The following is a 19,776-nucleotide window of genomic DNA, read 5'->3' on the forward strand; positions in this document are numbered from 1 at the left end:
GCGACGACAGCACAGTTGAGGGCAATCGCCGATACCCCCCGACCAGGTGACCTCGAGTTCGACTCAAGGCTCATATAAACCGCCCCATCGGGGGACACTGACGTAAGACGCCGCGTCAACTGCCAGTTGATCAGGGCAAGTTGATCAGAGGAACTTGGCCTTCCCAGGCCCCTCCTCCACAAAGCTCCGCATCCCCCGCTCCCGGTCCTCCGTCGCGAACAGCCCCGCGAACCAGTTGCGTTCCACCGCGAGCCCGGTCTCGAGGTCCGTCTCCAGCCCCACGTCCACCGACTCCTTGGCGGCCCGCAGTGCGAGCGCCGGCCCCTGCGCGAGCTTGGCGGCCCACGTGTGCGCCTGCTCGTACACCTCGGCGGCGGGCACGACCCGGTCCACCAGGCCGAGCGTGAGTGCCTCGTCGGCCCTGACCATACGGCCGGTGAAGATGAGGTCCTTGGCGCGCGAGGGCCCGATCAGCCGGGACAGCCGCTGGGTGCCGCCCGCCCCGGGGATCAGCCCGAGCAGGATCTCCGGCTGGCCCAGCTTCGCGTTGTCTGCGGCGATCCGGTAGTCCGCGCAGAGCGCCAACTCGCAGCCCCCGCCCAGCGCGTAACCGGTGACCGCGGCCACCACCGGCTTGGGGATACGGGCCACGGCGGTGAAGGAGTCCTGCAGGGCCCGGGACCGTACGACCATCGCCGTATGGTCCATGGCCTGCATCTCCTTGATGTCCGCGCCCGCCGCGAACACCTTCTCGCCGCCGTAGAGGACCACCGCGCGCACGTCCTCGCGACGCGTGGCCTCCTCCGCGAGTTCCTTGAGCCTGTCCTGTGTGGCGACGTCCAGCGCGTTCATGGGCGGACGGTCGAGGCGAATCGTGCCGACACCTTCGGCGACTTCGAGATGCACAGTCATGAGGGAAGGTTAACGGGCACTAACGACAACAGGCCCGGTGTGCTCAGTCACAGCACACCGGGCCTGTCGCAGCACACCGGACCTTCTCGGTCTACGACCGACAGCCGCTCACCACTTGTCCCACGGCATGTTCCAGCCGTTGAGCCCGTTGTCCGGGTCGATGATCCGGTCCTTGGAGTTCTTCACGATCACCACGTCGCCGATCATCGAGCGGTCGAAGAACCAGCCCGCCGGACTCGAGGAGCTGCCGCCCTTCAGGTCGCGCAGGCCGATGCAGCCATGGCTGGCGTTGTAGTTGCCGAAGGCGTCGCCGCCCCAGTAGTTGCCGTGGATGAAGGTGCCCGAGGTCGACAGGCGCATGGCGTGCGATACGTCCTTGATGTCGTACTCGCCGCCGTAGCCGACCGTTTCGCCGTTCATACGGGTCATTTCGTGGCGCTCGGTGATGACCATCTGGCCGTTCCAGGTTTCGTAACCCGGCTTGCCCGTGGTCACCGGGATGGTCTTGATGACCTTGCCGTCGCGCTTGACGATCATCTTCTTGGACTTGACGTCCACGGTGGAGATCTGGCTGCGGCCGATGGTGAACTCCACGGTCTTGGCCTGCTCGCCGTAGACGCCGGGCCGGCCCTTCACGCCGTCGAGGTCGAGGTCGACCGTGACCTTCGTACCGGGCTTCCAGTATTTCTCCGGACGGAAGTCCAGCCGGTCGTTGCCGAACCAGTGGCCCTTGACCTCCACCGCGGGCTCCGTCTTGATACGGATGGCCTTCTCGACGTCCTCGGGGTTGGTGATGCCCCGCGTGAAGTTGAGCGAGAAGGGCATTCCGACGCCGACCTTGGAACCGTCCTCGGGTGTGAAGATGCCGACGAAGGTGTTCTTCGGGGTCAGCGTCGTGAAGCTGGACTCTTCGGTCGCCTGGCGGCCCTCGGGGTCCTGGGCCGTGGCCTGGACCTTGTACTTCGTGTCGGACGCCAGGTGGTACGTGGGCGTCCAACTCGCCCCGCCATCAGTGATGTTGCCCTCTACCGCCTTGCCCTTCGAATCTTCGACAGTGACCTTGGTCAGCTTGCCCTTGGCCGCGGATATCTTCAGGGTGCCGCTGGTGTCCACGTCGTCGGCGCCGTCCTTGGGCGCTATGGTCACGACGGCCTGTGAGGTCTTGGTCTCGGCCTGGTCGGAGCCGCCCTTGCCGTTCTTGTCGCCGTCGGAGCCCGGGTTCGAGTCGGACCCCCCTCCGCCGCCGCACGCCGTCACGGCGATCAGCAGCACGCCGAGTATCAGCGCCAGAAGCCCCGTACGCCCCGTACGTCCGCGCCCCCGTGCGCCAACCGACGCCCCCGGTATCGGTCGCCCGTTGTTCAACTTGCTTCTCCCCTCGCACGGCCCGTCAACCGGGCCCGCACTCCTGCGCGTCGCACACGCGCACCGCGCCAATTAACCATATGACCAGCAGCGGTGGCTCCTCGTAATTGTCACTTTTCAGTCGCAAGTTCAGCTGAAAGTGATCTCGTGTTCACCCCCCTCTGTCCGTGTTATGTCCTGCCCATGGCCGTCTAATTCACGGCGGAGCCCGCCTTCCACTCCTTCCATGCCATGTTCCATCCTCCGAGCCCGTTGTCGGGAGCGACCTTCTTGTCATCGCTGTGCACGACTTCGACGACGTCACCGACCAGGCTGCGGTCGAAGAACCAGCCCGCCGGGGTGGCGGAGCTGCCGCCCTTCACATCGCGCAGGCCCACACAGCCGTGGCTGACATTGGCGTTGCCGAAGACGCCCCGCGCCCAGTAGTTGCCGTGCAGGAAGGTCCCGGAGTTGGTGAGCCGCATCGCGTGCGGGACGTCCGGGATGTCGTACTCGCCCTTGCCGTCGGCGTCCTTGAAACCGACCGTGGCGCCGTTCATCCGGGTCACCTCGAGCTTCTCGGTGACCACCATCTTCCCGTTGTACGTCGTCGTCTTGGGGGCGCCCGCGGTGATCGGCACGGTGGCGAGGAGCTTGCCGTCGCGGCGTACCTTCATGGTGTGCTCGGCGGCGTCGACGAGGCTGGTCTGGCTGCGGCCGACGGTGAAGGAGTAGGTCCGGTGCTGGACCCCGTAGACGCCGGGCGCCGCCTCGACGTCCCGCAGCCGCAGGCCGACGGTGACCTTCGTACCCGGCTTCCAGTATTTCTCGGGCCGGAAGTCCAGCCGGTCCTTGCCGAACCAGTGCGGGCGGATCTCGACGGCGGGACGGGCCCGTACGTGGATCGCGCGCTCGACGGCGGCCCGGTTCTGGATCTCGCGGTTGAACTGAAGCGAGACGATCATTCCGGTGCCGACGGTCGACCGGTGCCCGGGGGCGATGTGTCCGATGAGCCGCTTGTCAGGGACGTGCGTCCGGAACGTCGTATGCCGCGCCACCCGCCGTCCGTGCCCGTCGAGGGCGACCGCGTCCACGGTGTACTTGGCGGCCGGTTCCAGCCTCCGGTCGCCGTCCGGCCGCCAGGTCATGCCGTCTGCTTCGATGCGCCCGGGGACCGGGGACTCCTGCGCGTCCTGGGACTTGACGACCTTCACGGACTCCAGGCGCCCGGACTCCACCAGTACTTTCAGCTCCTGGTCCGGGCGTACGGCCCTGCTGCCGTCGTCGGGCAGGATGCGGATCATCTCCTCGGGCGAGCGGGGCTTGCCGAGCATGCCGTCGAGCCCGTTGGGGGTGCATGCCGTGGCAGCGGCCAGCAGCCCTGCCCATGTCAGTACGGCGGCCATCACTGACCGTGCGCGCCGCGTGCGCCTGTGTGCGTCCATCACGTGCACACAACGATCTGTCCCCTCCTGGGAAACGTGAGTGCGAGCCCTGCTCTGGGCAGAACAGTGGGAAGGACGACGCGACGATGAGCCACCACGGCAGGGACGCCGTGAGCTCTTCTTGGCGCCGTTCAACCGAGCCGCTGGAGGTTGAACAGGTGTCGAGCGCACCCGAGCAGGAGATCGAGCAGCAGAAGGGGCGCGCGCCGGGCGACGGGCTGCCCGGTCAGCAGAAGCTCGCCCCGGGCAACGGGCTGCCCGCTTCCGCTCCACAGGGGCATGCCCCGTCCCCCGTGCTGAACGGCGCTGCGCGTACGGCGCCCGCCGTGCCCGTATGGCCCGGTGCCCCGACCCCGCTGGGGGTGCGCTTCCGGGTCGGTCCCGACGGTGTCGCGGGCACCAACTTCGCACTGTGGGCGGGCGGCGCGGAGTCGGTCGAGCTGTGCCTCTTCGATGACGAGGGCGCGGAGAAGCGGCTGCCGCTCACCGAACTGACCCACGAGATCTGGCACGGTTTCGTGCCGGGCGTGCGGCCGGGACAGCGGTACGGCTTCCGTGTGCACGGCCGCTGGGACCCGTGGACGGGCGCCCGCTGGAACCCGGCGAAGCTCCTCCTCGATCCGTACGCGCGTGCCGTCGACGGCGACTTCGGTCTGCCGCCCGAGGTGTACGGGCACGTCCGCGACTGGCCCCAGCAGCAGGCCGCCGACACCGTGCGCGACGACCGGGACTCGGCGCCGTACGTCCCGAAGGGTGTCGTCGTCCACGATGACGCACCCGACGACGAGTGGGCGGACGACCGCCGCCCGAAGACGCCGTGGGCGGATTCGGTGATCTACGAGGTGCATGTGCGCGGCTTCACCCGTCTGCACCCGGACATTCCCGAGGAACTGCGGGGTACGTACGCGGGGTTGGCGCACCCGGCGGCGATCGAGCACCTGGTGAAACTGGGCGTGACGGCGGTCGAACTGCTGCCGGTGCATCAGTTCGCGCACGAGGACCATCTGCTGCGGCGGGGCCTGAAGAACTACTGGGGCTACAACTCCATCGGCTACTTCGCCCCCCACGCGGCGTACGCGGCCTCCGGGACGAGGGGCCAGCAGGTCGGCGAGTTCCGGCGCATGGTGCGCGCGCTGCACGCCGCCGGTATCGAGGTCATCCTCGACGTGGTCTACAACCACACGGCCGAGGCAAGCGAGTTGGGCCCGACGCTGTCGCTCCGCGGCATCGACAACCGCGGCTACTACCGGCTCCAGCAGGACGCGCGCCGGTACGCGGACTACACGGGCTGCGGCAACACCCTGCACGTCGTCCAGCCGCACGTCCTGCGCCTGATCACGGACTCGCTCCGCTACTGGGTGACGGAGATGGGCGTGGACGGTTTCCGCTTCGACCTGGCGGCGGCGCTGGCCCGCTCGATGCACGACGTGGACATGCTGTCCCCGTTCCTGGCGGTCATCGCGCAGGACCCGGTGCTGCGCCGGGTGAAGCTGATCGCGGAACCCTGGGACGTGGGGTCGGGCGGCTATCAGGTCGGGGCGTTTCCACCCTTGTGGACGGAGTGGAACGACCGCTACCGGAACGCGGTACGCGACTTCTGGCGGGGCGCCCTGCCGGACGTACGCGACCTGGGGTACCGCCTGTCCGGCTCCAGCGACCTGTACGCCTGGGGCGGCCGTCGCCCCTACGCCTCCGTGAACTTCGTGACCGCCCACGACGGCTTCACCCTCCGCGACCTGGTGTCCTACGAGCACAAGCGCAACGCGGCGAACGGCGAGGGGAACCGGGACGGCACCGACGACAACCGTTCCTGGAACTGCGGGGCGGAGGGCGAGACGGACGACCCGTCCATACGTGCCCTGCGGCGCCGCCAACTGCGGAACCTGCTGACGACTCTGCTGCTCTCGACGGGCGTACCCATGCTGCTCGCCGGCGACGAGCTGGGGCGGACCCAGCGGGGCAACAACAACGCGTACTGCCAGGACAACGAGCTCAGTTGGGTCGACTGGTCGCTGCTGGACGACCCCGACTGGCGGCCCCTCTTCGACCTCACCTCCCGCCTGATCGCCCTCCGCCATGAGCACCCCGTGCTGCGGAGCCGGGCGTTCTTCTCGGGCAAGGCCCATTCCACGGACGGGCTGCGCGACTTGGCCTGGTTCACGGCCCACGGCAAGGAGATGACGGAACAGGACTGGTACGCCCCCACCACCACGCTCGCCATGTACCTCTCCGGCCGCGACATCCCCGGCCGGGACGCCCAGGGCACCCCGATCACGGACGACAGCTTCCTCGCGATCCTCCACGCGGGGGATCGCCCGGTGGACTTCGTCCTCCCCGGGTCGCCTTGGGCGGAGAGCTACGAGGTCGTGGTCGACACGTCGCTGGAGGAGCAGGGGGTGGCGCCGGGGGTGGTGCATCGGGCGGGGGCGGGGATTTCAGTACCGGGGCGGGCGGTTTTGCTGCTTCGGGTGGTGGGGTGAACCCAAGCGCTCACCCGCCGGACGCCTGTCCGTGCCAAGACCCCCAAAGCGCCGCATACGCCCCGCCCGCCGCCACCAAGCTCTCATGCGTGCCCACCTCCGTCAGGCACCCCGCCTCCATGACAGCCACCCGGTCCGCGTCATGGGCCGTATGCAGGCGGTGGGCGATCGCGATCACCGTGCGGCCGGTGAGCACGGCCGCCAGGGCGTGCTCCGTATGGCGAGCCGTGGACGGGTCCAACAGCGCCGTGGCCTCGTCGAGGATCAGCGTGTGCGGGTCCGCCAACACCACCCGCGCCAGGGCGAGTTGCTGAGCCTGTGAGCCGTCCGGGCGGTGCCCGGTGGGGCCCAGCTCGGTGTCCAGGCCCAAGGGCAACTCGGCCACCCAGTCCGCGCCCACCGCCGCCAGCGCCGCCCACAACTCGGCGTCTCCAGCGGACGGTTCGGCGATCAGCAGGTTGCCCCGGACCGTGCCCAGGAACACATGGTGCTCCTGGGTGACGAGCACGACCTGCCGCCGCAACTGCTCCGGACCGAGCGCAGCGATCGGCACCCGCCCCACCGTCACCGTCCCCGAACTCGGCGCATCGATCCCCGCGAGCAGCCGGCTCAGCGTGGTCTTGCCCGCACCGGACGGGCCGACGATCGCCAGCCGCTCCCCGGGCCGCACCGTCAGGTCCACTCCGCGCAGCACCTCGCCCCCACGGTCGTACGCGTACCGCACCCCCGTGACATCGATCCGGTCGTCCTCCGGCGTGGGAGAGGACACCGCCGAGGCCTGCGGTGCCCGCCCCAGCCCCTCCACGCGGGCGAACGAAGCGCCGCTGCTCTGCAACTGCTCGACCCGCATCAGAATCGTGTCGAGCGGCGACTCGAGCTGACGCAGATACAGCGCCGCCGCGATCACCGCACCCAGGCTCATCAGACCCCGCTCGTGCAGAACGCTGCCCGCCAGCAGCACGCCGACCACGGGGACGATGTACGAGACCTCCACGACCAGGAAGAACACACAGCGCAGGAACAGCGTGTACATCCGGGTGCGACGGGACGTCTCCAGCGCGTCCCGGCTCGCCGCGATCCGCCGCGCCTGCAGTCCGAAGGCCTCGACCGTACGGGCTCCCGCGGCGGTGGCCGCCACGATCTCGGCGACCTCCGACGTGGCGGCGCCCTCGGCGAGATACGCGGCGCGCGCCCGGCGCAGATACCAGCGCAGCACGAACCAGATGCCGGCCTGACCGAGCAGCGCACAGGCACCGAGCAGCGGATCGAGGACGAAGACCGCGCCGAGGATGAACAGGCACTGCACCGAGGAGATCAGCAACTCTGGACCGGCATCGCGCAGCGTGGTGCCCACCAAGGCGACATCGGCCGTGCCCCGCGCGGTCAGATCACCCGTGCCCGCCCGCTCCACGACCGAGGCGGGCAGCGACAGGGCCCGCTCGACGAACTGCTCGCGCACCCGCGCCAGCGTCCGCTCCCCGAACCGGTGTCCCACATACCGGGCCCACCGCGCCAGCAGCAACTGCGCCAGCGCGCACAGCAGAATGGCAAGCGCCAGCCGGTCCACGACGTCCACGCCGCCGCCCGCCCGGACCTCGTCGATGATGCGGCCGAGCAGCCAGGGTCCGACGAGTCCGACGGCGGCGGCCAGCGCGTTCAGGGCGAGCACGGCGGCGAAGGCGCGCCCGTCCGCCCGGATCAGCCGCCCCGCCGCCCGCCGCACATCGGCCGCTTCGGCGACGGGCAGCTGACCAGAGGACTGCTTCGTCACCGATGTCACCGAACGGCCTCCTCTGCGTCCACGTCCGCGTCGCGAGCCACGAGCGCCCGGTATCCGGGCTCCTCATCCAGGAGCCGGTGATGGCTCCCGCTTGCCGCGACCTTGCCGTCGACCAGGTAGAACACGGTGTCCGCCCGGTCCAGTACGAGCGGCGAGGTGCTGGTCACGACGGTCGTACGGCCCGCCCGCCCGGCCCGCAGCCGGTCCGCGACGGCGGCCTCGGTGTGGGCGTCGAGTGCCGAAGTGGGTTCGACGGCGAGCAGCACCTCGGCGTCGGCCAGCAGCGCCCGTACGAGCCGTACGCGCTGGCGCTGGCCGCCGGACAGGCTGCGGCCCTGTGCGTCGACGGCCGAGTCGAGTCCGTCGGGCAGGCCGAGGACGATGTCGTCGGCCACGGCCGTGTGCACGGCGCGTGCGATGTCCTCCTCGCCTGGGTCCCGGTTGCCGGACACCAGCTCCCGCAGTGTTCCCGCGAACAGGTCGGCCTCGTTGTCCGCGACCAGGATCCGCTTGCGCAGCTGCGCCAGTTCGATCTCGTCGAGGCGTACGCCGCCCCAGGTCGCCGCCGACTCGACGTACCGGCCGAGGCGGTCGATCACGGCCGCGGACTCGGCGGGGCGGGCACCGGCCAGCGCGGTCAGTCGGCCGGGCACCACCCGAACTCCGGACTCCGGGTCGTGCAGCACCGAGGGCTCCGCGGGAGCGATGGGGGTCCCCCCGCGCGAGTCGGTTCGAGCGTGGGGGAGGGTGCCGTGGTCGGCGGGCGGCTCCAGCCGCAGGAAATCTACGACGCGCCGCGCGGCCACCAGTCCGCGGCTGATCCCGTAGCCGCACTCCACGAAGAACCCCACCATCGGCACCAGGACGGCGACATAGCCGTACACCGACACCAACTCGCCCACGGTGAGCTTCCCTTGAGCGGCCTGCCGGGCCGCCAGCCAGGTCACCACGGCGAGGAACACCGTCGGCAGCCCGATACCCAGCGCCTGGAGCCAGCTGGTCACCGCCCCGACCCGGTAGCCCTGGGCCCGCAGCCGCTGTGAGTCCCGGTGGAAGGCGTCGGCTATCAGGCCTTTGCCGCCCAGGCCGTTGAGGACGCGCAGTCCGCTCGCGAGGTCGCCGATGCGTGCCGTCAGTACGCTCTGCCGTTCGCGGTAGGTGGTCTCCGCGTTCTGCAGCCGCCCCAGCAGCGGACCGGCCACGACGGCCATCGCCGGGATGCCGAGCAGAACGACTCCGGCGAGCAGGGGCGAGACCGTCAGCAGCAGCCCGGCGACGACCAGGTAGGCGACGATCGCGCCGACGCCGGGCCCGACCACGGTCAGGGACTGGCTGATCGTGTGGGCGTCGCCGACGCCGATCGTGACGACCTCCCCGGCCCCGGCTCGGCGCGACAGCGCGGCGCCCAGCCGGACCGCATGGCCGACCACGACCTTCACCGTGCGGAAGTTGGCGTCCATCCGGACCCTGGTCATCGTGCGGTGCCGCATGATGCTCAGCCAGGCGTTGAACGCCCCCATGCCGAGCAGTGCGGCGGCCCAGCCGATCAGCGCGGCCCGGTCGCCCGGCTCCAGACCGTCGTCGATCGCGCGGGCCAGCAGGTACGGCGCCAGCGCCATCAGCACCAACCACACGCTGCCCAGCAGCGCACCGGCGGCGGACCGGCCCGGCTGGACCCTGACCAGCCACCACAGATACCGGCCGCCGCTTCGACAGTCGGGCGTACCCGGATCCCCGTACGCATCGATCTGCCCCACCCGTTGACCACCCTCCCCATCGACCATCAACCGTCCGCTGACATGCCCCATCGCCAGCCCGCCGCTAGACCAGGCTTTCCCGCCACGCCTGATGCAGATCCGCGAACCTGCCGGTCGCGGCGACGAGTTCGGCGGGCGAGCCGTCCTCGACGATCCGACCGTGTTCCATCACCAGCACCCGGTCGGCGATCTCCACCGTCGACAGGCGGTGCGCGATGACGACCGCCGTGCGGCCCCGCAGGACGGTCGACATGGCGCGCTGGACGGCCCGTTCACCGGGGATGTCCAGGGAGCTGGTCGCCTCGTCGAGGATCAGGACCGCCGGGTCGGCGAGCAACGCCCGGGCGAACGCGACGAGTTGGCGCTGGCCTGCTGAGATACGGCCACCCCGTTTGCGTACGTCGGTGTCGTAGCCGTCGGGCAGGGCGCTGATGAAGTCATGGGCGCCGATGGCCTTCGCGGCGCGCTCGATCTCCTCGCGGGGGGCGTCGGGGCGGCCGATGGCGATGTTCTCGGCGACCGTGCCGGAGAAGAGGAAGGCCTCCTGCGTCACCATCACCACCCCGCGCCGGAGTTCGGGCACGGCGAGCTCGCGCAGGTCGACGCCGTCCAGGAGGATGCGGCCGGCCGTGGGGTCGTAGAAGCGGGCCAGGAGTTTGGCGAGTGTCGACTTGCCCGCGCCCGTCGAGCCGACCACGGCGACGGTCTGCCCGGCAGGGAGTGTCAGGTCGAAGCGCGGCAGCACTTCGCCGCCCGTGCGGTAGCCGAACCGCACGCCGTCGAAGACGACCTCGCGGCCCGGCTGTGCGGAGGCGAGCGCGGGCAGGGGCTTCGGCTCGGCGGGCTCCGGCACGGTGGGGGTCTGGGCGAGCAGGCCCGCGATCTTCTCCAGTGAGGCGGCGGCCGACTGGTAGGAGTTGAGGAACATGCCCAGCCGGTCGATGGGGTCGTACAGACGGCGCAGATAGAGGACCGAGGCGGCCAGTACACCGAGCGCCAGCGATTCCGATGCCACCCGGTACGCGCCCCACAGGACGATCGCCGCGACCGTCGTGTTGGCGACCAGCCGGGACTTGACGACGTAGCGGGCCATTTCCAGCAGGGCGTCGCCGTTCTTGCGCTCGTGCCGGTGGTTGAGGACCCGGAACTCCCTGTCGTTGCTCTCCTCGCGGCGAAACGCGCGCACGGGCCGGATGCCGTTCATCGTCTCGGCGAACTTCACGATCACGGCGGCGATCGCGGTCGAGCGGATGGCGTAGACGCGGCCGGCGCGGCGCCGGTACTGGCGGATGAACAGGTAGAGCGGCGCGAACGACGCCACGGCCACCGCCCCGAGGCCCAGATCGAGCCAGAGCAGCATCGCCGAGATGTAGACGAAGGAGATGATGACGGTGATGAGTTCCTGCAGGCCCTCGTCGAGCAGTTCGCGCAGGGACTCGACGTCCGTGGTGGAGCGGGAGATGAGGCGGCCCGAGGTGTAGCGCTCGTGGAAGTCGATGCTCAGCGCCTGGGCGTGGCGGAAGATCCGGCCGCGCAGGTCGAGCAGCACGTCCTGGTTGACGCGCGCGGACGCGGTGATGAACGCGTACTGGAGCCCGCCCGAGGCCAGCGCGCACAGCAGATACCCGACCGCGACCGCGATCAGCGGCCCGTGCCGGTCGTCCCGGAACGCGGGGACGGCACGGTCGATGGCGTACGCCACGAGCAGCGGGCCCGCCTGCACCGCCGCCTGCTGGAGCAGGAGCAGCAGGGAGGTGAGGGCGACGCGGGCTTTCATCGGGGCGAGCAGGGAGCGCAGCAGGGCGGCGGTCGCGCCCGGTGGGGTGGGGAGGGCGTCGCGGTCGAAGGCGTCGCCTGCCTCCGGGGGGTCGCCGACGGGCCGGTCCTTGCGCGGTTCCTGGTTCGGCGCGGTGGTCGTGGGCGCCGCGGTCATCGGTCGTCCTCCTTGTCCGCGACGGTCTCGCCGTACTCGCCGTCGGCTTCCGGGTGTTCCGTGCCGGACATCAGTCGGGCGTACTCGGCGTTCGTGCGCAGCAGCTCGTGGTGTGTGCCGGTCGCGGCGATCCGGCCGCCGGAGAGCAGGGCCACGCGGTCGGCGAGCAGGACCGTGGACGGGCGGTGCGCCACGATCAGAGCGGTCGTCTCCGCGAGTACGCGGCGCAGGGCGGCCTCGACGGCGGCCTCCGTGTGCACGTCCAGGGCGGAGAGCGGGTCGTCGAGCACGAGGAAACGGGGGCGGCCCACGACCGCCCTCGCCAGCGCGAGCCGTTGCCGCTGACCACCGGAGAGACTGAGGCCCTGCTCGCCGACCTGGGTGTCGGTGCCGTGCGGGAGGGCGTGGGTGAAGTCGGCCTGGGCGATGGCGAGGGCACGCTCCAACTCCCGTTCTCCCGCGTCCGGTGGGGCGCCCATGAGGACGTTCTCCCCGACGGACGCCGAGAACAGGGTGGGCTCCTCGAAGGCCACGGCGACCTTGGAGCGCAGCTCCTCGCGGGGCATCGCCGTGATGTCCTCGCCGTCCAGCGTGATCCGGCCCGAGGTCACCTCGTGGAGGCGGGGGACGAGGGCCGTGAGGGTGGTCTTGCCCGTGCCGGTCGCGCCGACGAGAGCCATGGACTCGCCCGGGCGGATGTGGAGGTCGATCCGGTCGAGTACGGGAGGAGCGTCCGCGGGGGCGTCGGGATAGCGGAACGATACGGAGTGGAACCGGAGACCGCCCACGCTCTGTACGGAGGCGGCGTCCTCGGGCGACACTCGGCTGCCCGTGCTCTCGGTACTCTCCGGCTCCGCGTCCATCACCTCGAAGTACCGCTCCGTCGCCGTAGCCGCCTCCTGGGTCATGGCCAGCAGGAATCCGATGGAGTCGACCGGCCAGCGCAGCGCCAGCGCGGTGGAGAGGAAGGCGACGAGTGTGCCCGCGGACAGCGCACCGTCCGCGACCTGCACCGTCCCGAGAACGAGCGCCGCCCCGATGGCCAGCTCGGGCAGCGTCATGATGACGGCCCAGATCGCGGCGAGCAGCCGGGCCTTGCGCAGCTCGGTGCCGCGCAGGGTCCGGGACAGCTTCCGGAAGGCCCGCGACTGGCTGCGGTGCCGCCCGAACCCCTTGATGATCCGGATCCCGAGGACGCTCTCCTCGACGACCGTCGTCAGATCGCCCACCTGGTCCTGCGCGAGCCGCGCCACATCGGCGTATCGCTTCTCGAAGACGGAACACACGACGATCACGGGTACGACCGGCCCCAGGATGACCAGCCCGAGCGTCCAGTCCTGCGCCAGCATGATGAGCACGCCGACGATGATGGTCACGCCGTTGACCAGCAGGAACGTCAGCGGAAAGGCCAGGAACATGCGCAGCAGCATCAGGTCGGTCGTGCCCCGCGACAGCAGTTGTCCCGAGGGCCAGCGGTCGTGGAAGGCCACCGGCAGCCGTTGCAGATGCCGGTACAGATCCGCCCTCATCGACGCTTCGACACCGGCCAGCGGCCGTGCCACCAGCCACCGCCGCAGCCCGAACAGCAGCGCTTCGGCGAGCCCGAGCAGCAGCAGATACAGCGCCCCCAGCCACACCCCGCGCGGATCCCGGTCGGCCACAGGACCGTCCACGATCCACTTCAGGACGAGCGGGATCACCAGCCCCGTACACGAGGCGAGGATCGCGACGAACGCCGCCGAGAACAGCCGCGCCCGCACGGGTCGTACGTACGGCCACAGGCGCAGCAGAATCCGTACGACGGAACGGTCGCCGTCGGGACGACCGGCCAGGTCTTTGTCCGTGAGGTCCTTGTCATCGGTGACTGCGGGTGTGGTGGCCATCAGTAGTGAGCCTACGGATCGGCACTGACACCGCCCACCGAGTTTCGGCCGGTCCTGCGCTCGTCCGATGGTCCTAGGCCCTGTCCGACCTGCGGAGTCGTACCTCCGCATCAACCGATCGGCCGATGCCCGTTCGAGCGAGACGGCCGATGTGCGCGGCCCCGGCTGCCGGGGACCCTCGATGCATGACCAGCGAACCCGTCATCGAAGTCACCGGACTGCGCAAGTCGTACGGAGGGAGGGCCGTCGTCGACGGCGTCTCCTTCGCCGTCGAGGAGGGGGAGATCTTCGGCATCCTCGGCCCGAACGGCGCCGGCAAGACGACCACCGTGGAATGCGTGGAGGGCCTGCGGATCCCGGACGCGGGCCGCGTACGCGTCACCGGCCTCGACCCCGTCGCGGACCACGACGCCGTCAGCCGCGTCCTCGGCGCCCAGCTCCAGGAGAGCGAACTCCAGGAGAAACTCACCGTCCGCGAGGCACTGGAACTGTACGCCGCCTTCTACCCGAGCCCCGCCGACTGGCGCCCGCTCGCCGAACGCCTGGGCCTCACCGGCAAGTTGGACACTCGATTCGCAAAGCTCAGCGGCGGCCAGAAGCAGCGCCTGTTCATCGCGCTCGCGCTGATCGGCGATCCGAAGGTCGTCGTGCTCGACGAGCTGACCAGCGGACTCGACCCGCGGGCCCGCCGTGACACCTGGGAGCTCATCGAGGACATCCGGGCGAACGGCGTCACCGTCCTCCTCGTCACCCACTTCATGGAGGAGGCGCAGCGCCTCTGCGACCGGATCGCGGTCATCGACCAGGGCCGGATCGCCGCGCTGGACACACCCCAAGGGCTGATCAGCCGCGCCGCGAACTCCACCGTCATCAGCTTCACGCCCTCGGCGCCGCTCGACGAACGCGAGCTGGCCGCGCTGCCCGCCGTGGCCTCCGTCGAGTACAAGGACGGCCGGATCACCCTCGGCGGCACCGACGAGACCGTCAACGCCGTCATCACACTGCTCGCCCGGCAGCACATCACGGCCCATCAACTCCGCGTCACCGACGCCACGTTGGACGACGCCTTCCTCGATCTGACGGGAGTCGCACGATGAGCAGCACCGCCGTACTGAAGGCCGAGGCCCGGCTCTTCGGCCGCGAACCCGGGGCGCACTTCTGGATCCTGGTGTTCCCCACCCTGCTCCTGGTGATCCTCGGCAGCATCCCGGCGTTCCGGACCACCCAGGACGACCTCGGCGGCATCCGGATCGTCGACACGTACGTACCGGTGACGGTGCTGCTCGGCATGATCGTGGCCGGTCTTCAGTCCCTGCCGCCGGGCATCACCGGTTACCGCGAGCGCGGCATCCTGCGCCGTATGTCGACGACTCCGGTACGCCCGAGCGCGTTGCTGTCCGCGCACATGGGGCTGCACGGCGCCGCCGCCGTACTGTCGGCGCTGCTCGCGCTGTCAGTGGGCCGGATCGTGTTCGACGTGGCCCTGCCGCGCCAGCCCTTCGGATACGTACTGGCGCTGCTGCTCGCCGTGGCGGTCGCCCTGGCCATGGGCGCCCTGGTGTCGGCGCTGGCCCGCACCTCGAAGGCGGCGACGGCCGTCGGTACCGCGGCGTTCTTCCCGAGCATGTTCTGCGCGGGTGTCTATATACCCGTCCAGACGATGCCGGATGTCCTCGCCCGCATCGTCGAGTTCACCCCGTTCGGCGCGGCGGCCCAGGCTCTGAACGAGGCGGCGGCGGGCGACTGGCCGGGCTGGGACCACCTGGGCGTGCTCGTCGCGTGGACGGTGCTGCTCACGGCGGGGGCCGCGCGCTGGTTCCGCTGGGAGTAGGCGAACCTCCGTGCAGACTGGGTGCATGACCACGGTGGACACGCAACTCGACCGGCGCTGGGAGCAGTTGCGCACCTGGGGGCCGTACGGGCTGCTCGGCGTCGGTGTCGTCCTGTCGGCCGTCACTGTCGAGCTGATGGACAGCCCCGTCGAGTGGTACGCCGCCGGGGCCCTGGTCGTCGCCGCGATCGCCCTCCAGCTGTGGTGGCAGCGTATCCGCCTCGGCCGGACGGAGCACGGCCGGACCCCGTCCCGGGCCGGGACGGCGTACTACGTCGTCCGCTGGGCGATCGCCTTCGCGCTCACCTGGATCAACCCGTTCTTCGGGTTCTATGCCGCCACCGGCCTCATGGACGCCGACGAACTCCTCCCGGTCAGGTGGCGGCGGCTGGGACTGTTCGCCAGCGCGATCTCCCTGGCCGGCTCGCAGTCCGGCGGGCTGCCGCCGAAGAGCCTGATCCAGTTCATCGCGTTCCTCGGGCTCCTGGGCGCCAACGCCGGCCTGCATATGGTGGTCGCCCACCTCATGGAGCAGGAGGACGAGCGCTCCCGCGCCAGGTCCGAGACCATCGCCGAACTCGAGCGCACCAACACCGCCTTGCAGCAAGCCCTCGACGAAAACGCCGCCCTTCACGCCCAACTCCTAGTCCAGGCAAGGGAAGCGGGCGTCGCCGACGAACGGCGCCGACTGGCCGCCGAGATCCACGACACCATCGCGCAGGGCCTGACCGGCATCATCGCCCAGCTCCAGGTCGTCGCGAACGCCCCCGACCTGCCGACCGCCCGCACCCACCTCGACCGCGCCTCCGACCTCGCCCGCCACAGCCTCGGCGAGGCCCGCCGCTCCGTGCAGAACCTCGCGCCGATCGCCCTGGAACACGACGGGCTGCCCCAGGCGCTGCGGAAGACGGTCGCCGAATGGGCCGAACGTACGGGCATACGCGCCGAGTTCACCACCACGGGCACCGCCGAGCACCTGCACGAGGAGGTCTCGGCGACCCTGCTGCGCATCGTCCAGGAGGCCCTGTCCAACGCCTCCCGGCACGCCGACGCCGGCCGCCTCGGCGTCACCCTCTCCTTCATGGGCGACGAGGTCGTCCTCGACGTACGCGACGACGGCCGCGGCTTCGACCCCCTCGCCCTCCCCTCCCGCAACGGCCACGGCGGCTTCGGCCTCGACGGCATGCGTGCCCGCGCCGAACGCATCGCGGGCTCGCTGACCGTGGAGTCCGAACCAGGGCACGGTACGGCGGTGTCGGCTCGCGTACCGTTGGTACGCCATGACCGATGACGCCATCACGCTTCTCATCGTCGACGACCACCCCGTCGTACGGGACGGTCTGCGCGGCATGTTCGAATCGGCACCGGGATTCACGGTGCTGGGCGAGGCGTCGAACGGCGTGGAGGCCGTGACGCTGGCCCAATCCCTGGACCCGGACGTCGTGTTGATGGACCTCCGCATGCCCGGCGGCAACGGCGTAGAGGCCATCGCTGAGCTGACCCGCCAAGGCGCCCGCGCCAAGATCCTGGTCCTGACGACGTACGACACGGACTCCGACACCCTCTCCGCGATCGAGGCGGGCGCGACGGGTTACCTCCTGAAGGACGCCCCGAGGGAGGAACTCTTCAGCGCGGTCCGCGCGGCGGCGGAGGGCCGTACGGTCCTGTCTCCAGCGGTGGCATCCCGCTTGGTCTCGGCGGTCCGGGCCCCCGCCAACGAGCCGCTGTCGGCCCGCGAACGCGAGGTCCTGGCGCTGGTCGCCAAGGGCACCTCGAACCGCGAGATCGCCCGAGTCCTCTTCATCAGCGAAGCCACGGTCAAGACGCATCTCACGCACCTGTACGCCAAGTTGGGAGTCAAGGACCGGGCGGCTGCGGTGGCGGTGGGGTACGACCGGGGGATTCTGGGCTGAGTTGAGCGCGTGCCGGAGGCACGCGCACCCTCCAGCCGTCGGCTGTAGGTGCCACGGACGATTTCTGGCCAACATCCGTTTGCCCCACTGACATGTACGCGTCTCACCTGGCACTCTTCACCTCACGCGGCACTCCCACATAGCTGCCGCACAGCACCCGCACGCCCCTTCCCCCGTCCGACGGGCCGCCCATGCCTGTCGAGACCCCCCACAAAGGAGCTTGTGTGACCCCCCTCTACGCGCGTCACAAGCGCACAACTCTGGCCATCGCCACCGCCGTCGCGGCCGGAGCCCTCCTCACCGCCGGTCTGACCACCGGCGCCACCGCCCAGTCCGGCGCCGAGCCCTCCGCCGACACGCAACTCGCGGGCGCTCCGGTCCAGTTGTCGGCGGCAGCCCGTACGAGCCTGATCAAGAAGGCCGACGCGGCGACCACCGAAACGGCCGACGAGATAGGCCTCGGCGCCAAGGAGAAGCTGGTCGTCAGAGACGTCATCAAGGACGCCGACGGCACCACGCACACCCGCTACGAGCGCACGTACGACGGACTCCCCGTCCTCGGCGGCGACTTGGTGATCCACGAGACCAAGTCCGGGAAGACGGAAGGCGTGACCAGGGCGACGAAGGCCGACGTCAAGGTCACCGACGTCACGCCCGACATCGCCAAGTCCACCGCGGAGAAGCAGGCGTTGAAGGCGGCGCAGGCCGAGGGCAGCAAGAAGTCCGCGGCCGACAAAGCCCCCCGCAAGGTCATCTGGGCGGCGAGCGGCAAGCCGGCCCTCGCGTACGAGACGGTCGTCGGCGGCTTCCAGCACGACGGCACCCCGCAGGAGCTGCACGTCATCACGGACGCCACCACGGGCGAGAAGCTGTACGAGTGGGAGGCGATCAAGAACGGTACGGGCCACAGCCAGTACAGCGGCGACGTCACCATCGGCACCTCGCAGTCGGGCTCGACGTACCAGCTCAACGACCCGACCCGGGGCGCCAATAAGACGTACAACCTCAACCGCGGCACCTCCGGCACCGGCACCCTCTTCACCGACGCCGACGACACCTGGGGCACGGGCGCGGCCTCCAACGCCCAGACCGCCGCCGTCGACGCGCACTTCGGCGCGCAGGTCACCTGGGACTTCTACAAGAACGTCCTCGGCCGCAGCGGCATCAGGAACGACGGCGTAGCCGCCTACTCCCGCGTCCACTACGGCAACGCGTACGTCAACGCCTTCTGGTCCGACGCTTGCTTCTGCATGACGTACGGCGACGGCGCGGGCAACGCGAAACCGCTGACGTCGATCGACGTGGCCGGCCACGAGATGACGCACGGCGTCACCTCCAACACCGCGGGCCTCAACTACAGCGGTGAATCAGGCGGGTTGAACGAGGCGACGTCCGACATCTTCGGCACGGCGGTGGAGTTCTACGCGGCGAACTCGTCGGACGTGGGCGACTACCTGATCGGCGAGAAGATCGACATCAACGGCGACGGCACGCCGCTGCGTTACATGGACAAGCCGAGCAAGGACGGCGACTCGGCCGACGCCTGGTCCTCCAGCCTCGGCGGCATGGACGTCCACCACTCCTCGGGCCCGGCGAACCACTTCTTCTACCTGCTGAGCGAGGGCAGCGGCACCAAGACGATCAACGGAGTCACCTACGACTCCCCCACCTCCAACGGCTCCACCATCACCGGCATCGGCCGCGACAAGGCGGTCCAGATCTGGTACAAGGCGCTGACCGAGTACATGACGTCGACGACGCGGTACGCGGGCGCCCGCACCGCGACACTCAGCGCGGCGAGCGACCTCTACGGCTCAACGAGCACGGAGTACAAGGCGGTTCAGGCGGCCTGGGCCGCGGTCAACGTGAACTGACGCTCAGCCAGTCACCGCACGCACATGGGCAGCCCCCGAAAAGAAGGCGCTCCGGGGGCTGCCCTACGCTGCTTCCATGCCCTCCACGGAAACGCCCTTCACGTACGACGACGTGGGCGCGACCCGCGAGAACCGCACCCCGCCCGGCTTCCACCCCCTGCACGTCAGAACGCGCATCGGCGAGGGCCGCAAAGTCTTCGAGGCATCCTCCCAGGCAGTCCTGACCTGGGAACTCCACCGAGCGGTAGGCGTAGGCATCACCACCGAAGCCCCCAAGGCCGCCCCCGGCGTCGAACTGACGGTCACCCTGGGCGGCCTCATCAAGGCCCCTTGCCGCATCGTCTGGACGGTGGAAGAACCCCGCCGAGCCGGCTGGGCCTACGGCACCCTCCCCGGCCACCCCGAATCCGGCGAGGAAGCGTTCCTGGTCGAAATGACGGGCGACGGCACGGTCTGGCTGACGGTCACGGCCTTCAGCCGCCCGGCGAAGTGGTACGCGCGGGCTGGTGGGCCGGCGACGCGGGGGTTGCAGCATGCGTATGCGCGGAGGTGCGGGACGGTTTTGCGGAGGATGTGCGCAGAGTTCGAAGAGTGACAGGTACGAGAGTCCGCACCCTGCGGCCT

At 70.1% G+C, this 19,776-nt stretch carries 14 protein-coding genes; 7 read left to right on the top strand and 7 right to left on the bottom strand.

Annotated elements, in window-relative coordinates:
* Window positions 1–144: 144 nt before the first annotated feature.
* The 3 genes from ACYVO6_RS03965 to ACYVO6_RS03975 form a co-directional block, all read right to left on the bottom strand.
* Window positions 145–912 carry an enoyl-CoA hydratase/isomerase family protein gene (locus ACYVO6_RS03965; protein ID WP_461057245.1) on the bottom strand — a complete coding sequence of 256 codons (768 nt, stop codon included), beginning with the start codon at window positions 910–912 and terminating at the stop codon, window positions 145–147.
* Between the two features lie 108 nt (window positions 913–1,020).
* Window positions 1,021–2,277 carry a L,D-transpeptidase gene (locus ACYVO6_RS03970; RefSeq protein ID WP_461057247.1) on the bottom strand — a complete coding sequence of 419 codons (1,257 nt, stop codon included), beginning with the start codon at window positions 2,275–2,277 and terminating at the stop codon, window positions 1,021–1,023.
* 191 nt (window positions 2,278–2,468) lie between these two features.
* Window positions 2,469–3,662 (bottom strand): L,D-transpeptidase, encoded by a 1,194-nt coding sequence (locus ACYVO6_RS03975; RefSeq protein WP_461057249.1) that lies wholly within the window; start codon window positions 3,660–3,662, stop codon window positions 2,469–2,471.
* A 197-nt stretch (window positions 3,663–3,859) separates the two neighbouring features.
* Here ACYVO6_RS03975 and glgX point away from each other — a divergent pair, with 197 nt between their 5' ends.
* Window positions 3,860–6,181: a glycogen debranching protein GlgX gene (glgX, locus tag ACYVO6_RS03980; RefSeq protein WP_461057251.1), complete on the top strand. Its 2,322-nt coding sequence runs from the start codon at window positions 3,860–3,862 to the stop codon at window positions 6,179–6,181.
* A gap of 10 nt (window positions 6,182–6,191) precedes the next feature.
* Here the strand turns inward: glgX and ACYVO6_RS03985 are convergent, their stop codons facing one another.
* The 4 genes from ACYVO6_RS03985 to ACYVO6_RS04000 all read right to left on the bottom strand — a co-directional run bounded on the left by ACYVO6_RS03985 (window position 6,192) and on the right by ACYVO6_RS04000 (window position 13,534).
* The gene (locus ACYVO6_RS03985) at window positions 6,192–7,952 is read right to left on the bottom strand and encodes an ABC transporter ATP-binding protein (RefSeq protein ID WP_461057488.1); all 1,761 of its coding nucleotides are present in this window, start codon (window positions 7,950–7,952) and stop codon (window positions 6,192–6,194) included.
* 5 nt (window positions 7,953–7,957) lie between these two features.
* The gene (locus tag ACYVO6_RS03990) at window positions 7,958–9,718 is read right to left on the bottom strand and encodes an ABC transporter ATP-binding protein (RefSeq protein ID WP_461057254.1); all 1,761 of its coding nucleotides are present in this window, start codon (window positions 9,716–9,718) and stop codon (window positions 7,958–7,960) included.
* A gap of 64 nt (window positions 9,719–9,782) precedes the next feature.
* Window positions 9,783–11,651 (bottom strand): ABC transporter ATP-binding protein, encoded by a 1,869-nt coding sequence (locus ACYVO6_RS03995; protein ID WP_461057256.1) that lies wholly within the window; start codon window positions 11,649–11,651, stop codon window positions 9,783–9,785.
* Entirely contained in the window at window positions 11,648–13,534 is a 1,887-nt protein-coding gene (locus tag ACYVO6_RS04000; RefSeq protein WP_461057258.1) for an ABC transporter ATP-binding protein, read from the bottom strand. Before ACYVO6_RS04000 ends, ACYVO6_RS03995 begins: the two co-directional genes overlap by 4 nt.
* Before the next feature lie 185 nt (window positions 13,535–13,719).
* On the opposite strand from ACYVO6_RS04000, the gene ACYVO6_RS04005 reads away from it, so the two are divergent.
* The 6 genes from ACYVO6_RS04005 (at window position 13,720) to ACYVO6_RS04030 (ending at window position 19,747) form a co-directional block, all read left to right on the top strand.
* Window positions 13,720–14,631 (top strand): ABC transporter ATP-binding protein, encoded by a 912-nt coding sequence (locus tag ACYVO6_RS04005; RefSeq protein WP_461057260.1) that lies wholly within the window; start codon window positions 13,720–13,722, stop codon window positions 14,629–14,631.
* Window positions 14,628–15,365, top strand: a complete 738-nt coding sequence (locus ACYVO6_RS04010) for an ABC transporter permease (RefSeq protein WP_461057262.1) — start codon at window positions 14,628–14,630, stop codon at window positions 15,363–15,365. The genes ACYVO6_RS04005 and ACYVO6_RS04010 overlap by 4 nt, the downstream gene beginning before the upstream one ends.
* Window positions 15,366–15,390: 25 nt before the next feature.
* Window positions 15,391–16,656 carry a sensor histidine kinase gene (locus tag ACYVO6_RS04015; protein ID WP_461057264.1) on the top strand — a complete coding sequence of 422 codons (1,266 nt, stop codon included), beginning with the start codon at window positions 15,391–15,393 and terminating at the stop codon, window positions 16,654–16,656.
* On the top strand, window positions 16,646–17,278 hold the full coding sequence (locus ACYVO6_RS04020; RefSeq protein ID WP_461057266.1) for a response regulator: 633 nt from the start codon (window positions 16,646–16,648) through the stop codon (window positions 17,276–17,278). Before ACYVO6_RS04015 ends, ACYVO6_RS04020 begins: the two co-directional genes overlap by 11 nt.
* A 224-nt stretch (window positions 17,279–17,502) precedes the next feature.
* Window positions 17,503–19,152: a M4 family metallopeptidase gene (locus tag ACYVO6_RS04025; RefSeq protein WP_461057268.1), complete on the top strand. Its 1,650-nt coding sequence runs from the start codon at window positions 17,503–17,505 to the stop codon at window positions 19,150–19,152.
* A 76-nt stretch (window positions 19,153–19,228) separates the two neighbouring features.
* Window positions 19,229–19,747 (top strand): DUF1990 family protein, encoded by a 519-nt coding sequence (locus ACYVO6_RS04030; protein WP_461057270.1) that lies wholly within the window; start codon window positions 19,229–19,231, stop codon window positions 19,745–19,747.
* Window positions 19,748–19,776 lie beyond the last annotated feature (29 nt).

The sequence above is a fragment of the Streptomyces pseudoechinosporeus genome, from assembly GCF_054783935.1.

What these genes read in the sequence shown, in the direction of transcription:
- ACYVO6_RS03965 (WP_461057245.1), bottom strand. Translation starts at nt 912, where the DNA reads ATGACTGTGCATCTCGAAGTCGCCGAAGGTGTCGGCACGATTCGCCTC.
- ACYVO6_RS03975 (WP_461057249.1), bottom strand. Translation starts at nt 3,662, where the DNA reads ATGGCCGCCGTACTGACATGGGCAGGGCTGCTGGCCGCTGCCACGGCA.
- ACYVO6_RS03995 (WP_461057256.1), bottom strand. Translation starts at nt 11,651, where the DNA reads ATGACCGCGGCGCCCACGACCACCGCGCCGAACCAGGAACCGCGCAAG.
- ACYVO6_RS04000 (WP_461057258.1), bottom strand. Translation starts at nt 13,534, where the DNA reads ATGGCCACCACACCCGCAGTCACCGATGACAAGGACCTCACGGACAAA.
- ACYVO6_RS04005 (WP_461057260.1), top strand. Translation starts at nt 13,720, where the DNA reads ATGACCAGCGAACCCGTCATCGAAGTCACCGGACTGCGCAAGTCGTAC.
- ACYVO6_RS04010 (WP_461057262.1), top strand. Translation starts at nt 14,628, where the DNA reads ATGAGCAGCACCGCCGTACTGAAGGCCGAGGCCCGGCTCTTCGGCCGC.
- ACYVO6_RS04015 (WP_461057264.1), top strand. Translation starts at nt 15,391, where the DNA reads ATGACCACGGTGGACACGCAACTCGACCGGCGCTGGGAGCAGTTGCGC.
- ACYVO6_RS04020 (WP_461057266.1), top strand. Translation starts at nt 16,646, where the DNA reads ATGACCGATGACGCCATCACGCTTCTCATCGTCGACGACCACCCCGTC.
- ACYVO6_RS04030 (WP_461057270.1), top strand. Translation starts at nt 19,229, where the DNA reads ATGCCCTCCACGGAAACGCCCTTCACGTACGACGACGTGGGCGCGACC.